At 67.4% G+C, this 6,372-nt stretch carries 7 protein-coding genes and 1 pseudogene; 6 read left to right on the top strand and 2 right to left on the bottom strand.

Annotated elements, in window-relative coordinates:
• From ACYVO6_RS45005 to ACYVO6_RS44990, 4 genes and pseudogenes are all read left to right on the top strand, one after another.
• Positions 1–117: pseudogene (locus ACYVO6_RS45005) on the top strand (telomere-protecting terminal protein Tpg); the annotation flags it as partial.
• Positions 118–443: 326 nt separating this feature from the next.
• Positions 444–857 (top strand): ArsR/SmtB family transcription factor, encoded by a 414-nt coding sequence (locus tag ACYVO6_RS45000; RefSeq protein WP_461072048.1) that lies wholly within the window; start codon positions 444–446, stop codon positions 855–857.
• Position 858: 1 nt separating this feature from the next.
• Complete coding sequence (locus ACYVO6_RS44995) at positions 859–1,503, top strand: SRPBCC domain-containing protein (protein ID WP_461072046.1); 645 nt, start codon at positions 859–861, stop codon at positions 1,501–1,503.
• A 390-nt stretch (positions 1,504–1,893) separates the two neighbouring features.
• The gene (locus ACYVO6_RS44990; RefSeq protein ID WP_461072044.1) at positions 1,894–2,301 is read left to right on the top strand and encodes a hypothetical protein; all 408 of its coding nucleotides are present in this window, start codon (positions 1,894–1,896) and stop codon (positions 2,299–2,301) included.
• A 69-nt stretch (positions 2,302–2,370) separates the two neighbouring features.
• On the opposite strand, the gene ACYVO6_RS44985 is transcribed toward ACYVO6_RS44990, so the two are convergent.
• Complete coding sequence (locus ACYVO6_RS44985; RefSeq protein ID WP_461072042.1) at positions 2,371–2,715, bottom strand: hypothetical protein; 345 nt, start codon at positions 2,713–2,715, stop codon at positions 2,371–2,373.
• A 31-nt stretch (positions 2,716–2,746) separates the two neighbouring features.
• Positions 2,747–3,121 (bottom strand): nucleic acid-binding protein, encoded by a 375-nt coding sequence (locus tag ACYVO6_RS44980; protein ID WP_461072040.1) that lies wholly within the window; start codon positions 3,119–3,121, stop codon positions 2,747–2,749.
• A gap of 151 nt (positions 3,122–3,272) precedes the next feature.
• On the opposite strand from ACYVO6_RS44980, the gene ACYVO6_RS44975 reads away from it, so the two are divergent.
• Positions 3,273–4,382, top strand: a complete 1,110-nt coding sequence (locus ACYVO6_RS44975) for a tyrosine-type recombinase/integrase (protein ID WP_461072038.1) — start codon at positions 3,273–3,275, stop codon at positions 4,380–4,382.
• Positions 4,383–4,936: 554 nt separating this feature from the next.
• Positions 4,937–6,372, top strand: a 1,436-nt coding sequence (locus ACYVO6_RS44970) for a tyrosine-type recombinase/integrase (RefSeq protein WP_461072036.1), incomplete at its 3' end; no start/stop codon positions are given.

The following is a 6,372-nucleotide window of genomic DNA, read 5'->3' as shown; positions in this document are numbered from 1 at the left end:
CAGGAGCTCGCCGCCGAGGCACTCAAGGAGGTGTACTTCCAGGACAACGGCCGCCGCGCCGGCCAGTTGGAGGAGGTGCGCTTCACGGACATCGAGCACCTGGAGTTCGATCTTTAGGAGGCAGGAAATGCAGTCGCCCGACCAGCACTGTGACTGAGCGCGCGACTTGTGGCTATGTCGGTCTCACCTGACACCGGATGTCGGTCTCGTTCGACACCAGCATGGATGAGGGGTATCGGATGTCGATGGGCGTCGACACCACGGGTGTTCCGCCGGGGATCGCGCCCCCTCCGACGCCACGTACGCAAGGCAGTCTTCCTCCTTCGCCAGCATCCTCCGCACTCGTCTGCTACCGCAGAATCCGCGAACGACGACGAACTCTAAGCCGAACGTGACGTCAGGATGCCAGCACTGGCTTATATAAGTGGAGACTGGTATGATCCATGTTTGTGCACGCGTTCGACATCCTCGGCGACCCGGTGCGCCGGCGCATTCTGGAGCTGCTCGCCGACGGTGAGCAGACCTCTGGCGCGATCACGGATGTGATCCGGGCCGAGTTCGGACTCTCCCAGCCGGCTGTCTCACAGCATCTGCGCGTGCTGCGTGACAGCGGGCTCGCGTCGGTGCGACCGGAGGGTGCTCGCCGGTTCTACGCCGTCGAGCCCGGGCCGCTGAGCGAGGTCGACGCATGGCTGGACCGGTTTCGCCGGTTCTGGGAACAACGCCTCGACGCCCTGGAAACCGAGCTGGCCCGGGGCAGGCGTGCAGCTCGGACTTCGGCTGATGGGGAGCCCACCCGACCGGCCGAGTCCGGCACCGATGCGGACAAGACCGATCCATCAGCGAAGGGACCCTGACATGAAAGACGTATTGGATGAACTGGCCGCCGCGCATCGGGCAATGGGCAAGGGCAGCGTGCCCGCCGGCGACGCGTACACCATCGAGGTGCGGCGTCGATACGAAGCGCAGATCGACGACGTCTGGGACGCCCTGACCAGCCCCGAGCGGCTGCATCGCTGGTTGAAACCGGTCACCGGGGATCTGCGGCTTGGCGGGAAGTTCGAGCTGGACGGTGGTGAGCACGGCGAGATCCTCCGGTGCGAGCCGCCGCGTCTACTAAAGGTGTCCTGGCTCTACGGGCCGGACGCCGACGCTTGGCCCGGCACGAGCGAGGTGGAAGTGCGCCTGGTCCCAGGCCCGACCGGCGACACCGAATTCGAACTGATCCACGCAGCGGTCGTCGAGGAGCCCCTCTTCCCGACCTACGGCCCCGGTGCCGGCGGCGTTGGCTGGGACCTGCATCTCCTCGCCCTGGCCCAGCTGTTGGCCGGTGGCGAGACCGCCGACCACGAGGGGGTCCAGAAGTCGCCCGAAGGGCGCGAGTTCATCCGGCGCAGCGCCGCGGCCTGGGGCGAGGCTCACCTGGCCGCCGGTGGCGAACCGGAGCACGTCGCGGCCGCAGTCGAGGCCACCACCAAGTTCTACGCACCCGACACGACCTGACATCCCCGCTGCGGTGGGCTGACCAGCATTCCTAGCGAATGCGGGTGCGGCACCTGGTACCCCATCGGCGGCCACAACGCCCACCTCGGCCGGGAAATGTCCCTGCTCATCCGCGGCTACTTCGACCTTGCGCTCCGCTACGGGCAGGGGCTCACTCAACTGGCCGGCTGAAGCGCTCAGCCAACAAGGGCCAGGAGCGCGGTGCGGGAGCCCACGCGTATCCACGGCGCTCCACGGCCGTGGGACACCGCCCTTTCATGCGGATGATCTCGGCCATCACAGACGGGAATCGGGCAGTTCTGTCTATCAGCGGCGTGTCCCTGAACCAGCACCGTGATGATCGGCGGCGCCGGTCTGGTTCAACCACAACTCCTCGGGAGGTAGCCGCCTGTGACCGAACCCATCACTCTCGCCGACGACCCCGACCTCGCCCACCTGATCGATCTGATCGACATGCTGAGGGGGCCGGAGGTGGCCTCCCTCTGGGGCGAGGGCGACCACAGCATCGGAAAGAAGTTCGCCTCCCGGCTCAGGCCCATCCTCAACGGTCAGGGCCGCGCGCAGGACGTGGACTACCTCGCGGTGTACGTCCTCAAGTACCTCGGAAAAGGCAACACCCACATTCCAGAGGAACAGATCACAAAGTGGCTGCGTGGGGTGAACGGCCTACCTGCTGCGGGGCACGCATGGGTGGAGGACGCCACTCGGACCGCGTGGACCCTGGTCACCCGGTACAGCCTGCCGCGCTGGCGTGCTTACCGAGGCACCCCCGGGCAGGACTGGCTCTCGACCTCGTAGCCTGCGCCGCACGCAGGTGGGTCCCGAGCCACGCGTCGGTTCGGGGCCCACCTCATGCCGGCGCCGGGGTCAGTCGGCGGCGTCCTGGCGTTCGGCGAGCTTCCGCCGCGCCTCCTGTAAGCCCTCGTACGTCGCGGCGTGCACCGTCTCCAGCCGCCCCATCGCCAGCCGCACGTCGTCCGGCTTCATCGCACTGCCGGCGAACTCCAGCATGATCTCCACGATCGCGTGGCTCCTCCAGTGCCGCAGCTCGGCCTCGTTCAGCAGCTCCGGACCGCCGTCCATCATCAGGTCGACCAGCCGCTCCCGGGCCCGCGATTCCCGGCGCCGGCGCCACCTGCCCGCACCCGGCCGGTTCAGCTCCCGCACCTTGCGGATCTGCTCCACCATGGCCCGGATCTGCGTCTCCTCCATCGGCGTCCACTCCCGCCCAGAGCGGTCACGGCTACGCCGCCTCCTGGCCCTCGCCGTCCTCGCGTGCGAGGGCGTGCTTGAGCTGGGAGCGGGCATCGAGCCGTTCGGGCCCGGGGACCTCGTTCCAGAAGGCGTGCGTGAGGATCGCGGCGGTGAGGTCGCGTTCCCGCTCGCGCAGCGCGGCGACGTCCCGCTGCTCCTGCTCCGACCAGCCCGGCGAGTCCGGGTACGCGCGGGAGGTGGTGAGCCAGTAGCCCTCGGGGCGCTGCCAGGCCTCCATCGGTTCGACGGAGTAGGGCAGCCGCTTGTACAGGGCGGTGAGGTCGGCCCGCACCTGGGTGAGTTCCTGCTGCGCTGCGATGAGGTCGCCGGGTTCTCTGGGGTTTTGGTGGCTGTGGTGTGACATTGCGCCTCTTGCTGTCGTTTGGTGTATTACGACGGTTCTCGGGGGGTGTGGCTCTTGTAGTGGATCGTTGCGATCGACACACGGAGCGTGGGAACAAATGTACGAAACATTTCTCGTCTCGATGCCGTCGGGGACCCGGTACTGGACCGTGGTGGACGACGAGCTGGAGGTCGTCGAGGAGGCGGACCGCTTCCTGAGGGAGGTACGCCTGGCCCGGGGCCGGGCAGAAACGACAACGAAGGCCTACGCCGGGGCGGTGACCTTGTTCCTGCGCTGGTGCGCGGGTACAGGGCGGGACTGGTCGACCGCGGCCCGGGATATGGGGTTGTTCATGGTGTGGCTGCGGTGGGCGCCGGGTAACGGTGGCCAGCGCCGGACCGTGGTACCAGGGCCGGGAGGAACGCCGGTCCGTGGGGACGCGCGAATCAACAAGGTGCTGACCGCGGTACGGATGTTCCTGCTTCACGCGGTGGTCAACAAGGCCGCGCCAGCCTGGGTACTTGAGCAGCTCTACGAGCTGGGGGATGACCGTGACCTGCCGGTGGAGGCGCAGGGCGAGAGCGGTGGGATGCGGTATCGGCTGCGGGCCCGTCACCGGCTGCAGGAGCCGGAGGCGGAAGTGGACCGGGCCACTGACGAAGAAGTCGTGGCGATGCTGCGGGCCTGTCGGTCAGCCCGGGACAGGTTGATCGTGCTGCTGCTGTCGCGGGTGGGGTTGCGTCCGGGGCAGGTCGCGGGGCTGCACCGCTGTGATGTCCACCTGCTGATGGATTCGCGCTCGCTGGGGTGCGGTGTCGAGGGGCCCCATCTGCACGTGATCCGGCGGCAGAACGTGAATGGCGCCTGGTCGAAGTCGAGGAAGTCGTGGGTGATGCCGGTGGACTTCCTGGTGGTGCAGGCCGCCGATCAGTACGCGGTGGAGCGTTACGAGATCCTCGGGGAGGGCGGGAGCGACTTCTTGCTGGTCAACCTCTTCCGCCCGCCCTTTGGCTCGCCGGTGACCACCGGCGCGATCGGAGAGCTGTGCGAGTCGCTGTCGGGACGGGCGAGGCTGGGCCGCCAGGTTGAGCCGCGGATGTGCCGGCATGCGATGGCCAGCAACGTCGTGGATGCCGGCGGCACGCTGGATGAGGTTCAGGCCCTGCTGGGCCAGAAGAACCCGGCCTCACCCCGTCCCTACCTTCATCCGGACCGAGCTCGCCTGCGCGCGGCCGTTGACCGCGTGGCTTCGCCCCGCCTGACTGAGGGGGAGACCCGGTGAACCTGGCGGTCGCGACGCCCCAACACGGGGCAGGTGAAGACACGGTCACCACAGGGCTCATGGGCGCCGTCCAACCGGAGTTCCTGCAGCTGCTCAGCTGGGATCCTCACGTCCGGGTTCTGGTGCTGCCTCGCTCGCACCCGCAGTTCAGCGGTGAGGATTGCCTGGTGGCTGGCTGCGACAAGATGTCCTACTTCGCACACCAGAAGGGAATGTGCACCGGTTGCACCGAGCGGTGGAAGAAGAGCGACCTGCCCTTCGACGAGTTCGTGACCATCAGGCGAACCGGCCGGATGGTCGGGTTCTTCCCTTGCCAGGTCGCGCACTGCGAACGGCCGGGCAGACGCGCGACGCTCCTGTGCTCGTCGCATGACTACCAGAGGCGCAACGTCTACGGGCTCCCGCTGGAGGACTTCCTCGCTCACCCGGAGGTGCAACCGCTACCAGCCCTGGGGCCTTGCCAGGTCGCGGCCTGTGACCGGCAAGGCGAGTCCAGAGACGGGTACTGCACACCCCACGCCGATCAATGCCGTGACCTCCGTCAAGAAGGCGTCTTGGAGGACGAGGATCTTTGGCGGCTGACCACCCCGGCCATCGCAGAGTCCCGCAAGGTCAGCCTGCGCGGACTGCCCGACCGTGTGGTCGCCGAGATCATCTATGGCCTCCAGGAACGGATCGCCCAGGGACTGCGGCACAAGGACTACCTGCTGCGCAATTTGTCGAACAACGCCCGTGCTCGGCAAGTCACTTCACTCGACGAGCTCGACTTGGACGTTCTCACCCGCGCCGACAGGACCCTGGCCAGGGGCTTCCTCAAGCACATCCGCCGCTTCGGACTGAGCCCGGAGACCGAACGCCACAAGGACGTCTGGGACGCGAGCGTCTTCGGCCTCGGCGGCACCTTCTCTTTCACCGGGATCACCCAGCCCTGGCTGAGGGAAGGAGCCAAGGCCTGGGCCCTCGACGACATCCCCCGCCGCCGCGGAAAGAGTGGCAAGACCACCGTCCAACGCACCCTGAAGTCCCTGAGCCGTTTCTCCAAGAGCTTGCACCTGAGCCGGGATGACCACGGCGTCGACCTGCCCGTGCTCGGCCGCACCGACATCACTGCCTTCCTGGGCCGGCTGAGCTTTCTCAACGACCGCGGCGACATCTCTGGCTGCACGCAGTACATGACCGTCCGCGACACCCGACGCGTGCTGAACCGGCTCCGGACCCTGGGCCTGACCAAGCCCGGCCAGCCCCTGCACGGCCTGGCGGACGACTTCGCCCTCCGCCAGGAAGACATCCCTGACGACCCCGAGGACTCCGAAGCCGGCCGGGACCTTCCTCCGGAGGTCATGCGGCAGCTCTGCGCCAACCTCGACTCCCTTGAGACCGTCAGCTCCACAGACGTCCGCACGGCCATCGAGCTGATCATCGACACCGGCAGGCGTCCCAACGAGATCTGCAAACTGCCATGGCAGTGCCTCGACCGGGAAAGCGACGGCAGCCCCGTCCTTGTCTACGACAACACCAAGAACCTTCGGCACGCTCGCCGACTACCGATCCCCGGCGCGACCGCCGCGCTCATCATCAAGCAGCAACAACGCGCCCGCGCCCGCTTCCCCGACACCCCGGCCGACAAGCTCAAACTCTTCCCCGCCAGCCTGGCCAACCCCCACGGCACGAAGGCGACAACCTACGAGTGGGTGTCGGCAAAGCACCGAGCCTGGGTGAAGAACCTGCCCGACTTCCTGGTCCCCACCGTGATCGTCGAAGACGGCAACCGGGTCACCACGATGCTGCCCTTTGACAAGAACAAGATCTACCCCTACGCCTACCGACACACCTACGCACAACGGCATGCCGACGCCGGGGTCCCCCAGGACGTTCTCCAGTCGTTGATGGATCACCGCGAAGCCAGCACCACACAGCGGTACTACCGCGTCGGTGAGAAACGCCGCCGCGAAGCTGTCGAGCGGGTCACCACCATGCAGTTCGACCGGCA

This window comes from Streptomyces pseudoechinosporeus, assembly GCF_054783935.1.
The sequence above is the reverse complement of the archived record's forward strand: the minus strand, read 5'-3'. Positions and strand labels throughout refer to the sequence as shown.

What these genes read in the sequence shown, in the direction of transcription:
- ACYVO6_RS45000 (WP_461072048.1), top strand. Translation starts at nt 444, where the DNA reads ATGTTTGTGCACGCGTTCGACATCCTCGGCGACCCGGTGCGCCGGCGC.
- ACYVO6_RS44995 (WP_461072046.1), top strand. Translation starts at nt 859, where the DNA reads ATGAAAGACGTATTGGATGAACTGGCCGCCGCGCATCGGGCAATGGGC.
- ACYVO6_RS44985 (WP_461072042.1), bottom strand. Translation starts at nt 2,715, where the DNA reads ATGGAGGAGACGCAGATCCGGGCCATGGTGGAGCAGATCCGCAAGGTG.
- ACYVO6_RS44980 (WP_461072040.1), bottom strand. Translation starts at nt 3,121, where the DNA reads ATGTCACACCACAGCCACCAAAACCCCAGAGAACCCGGCGACCTCATC.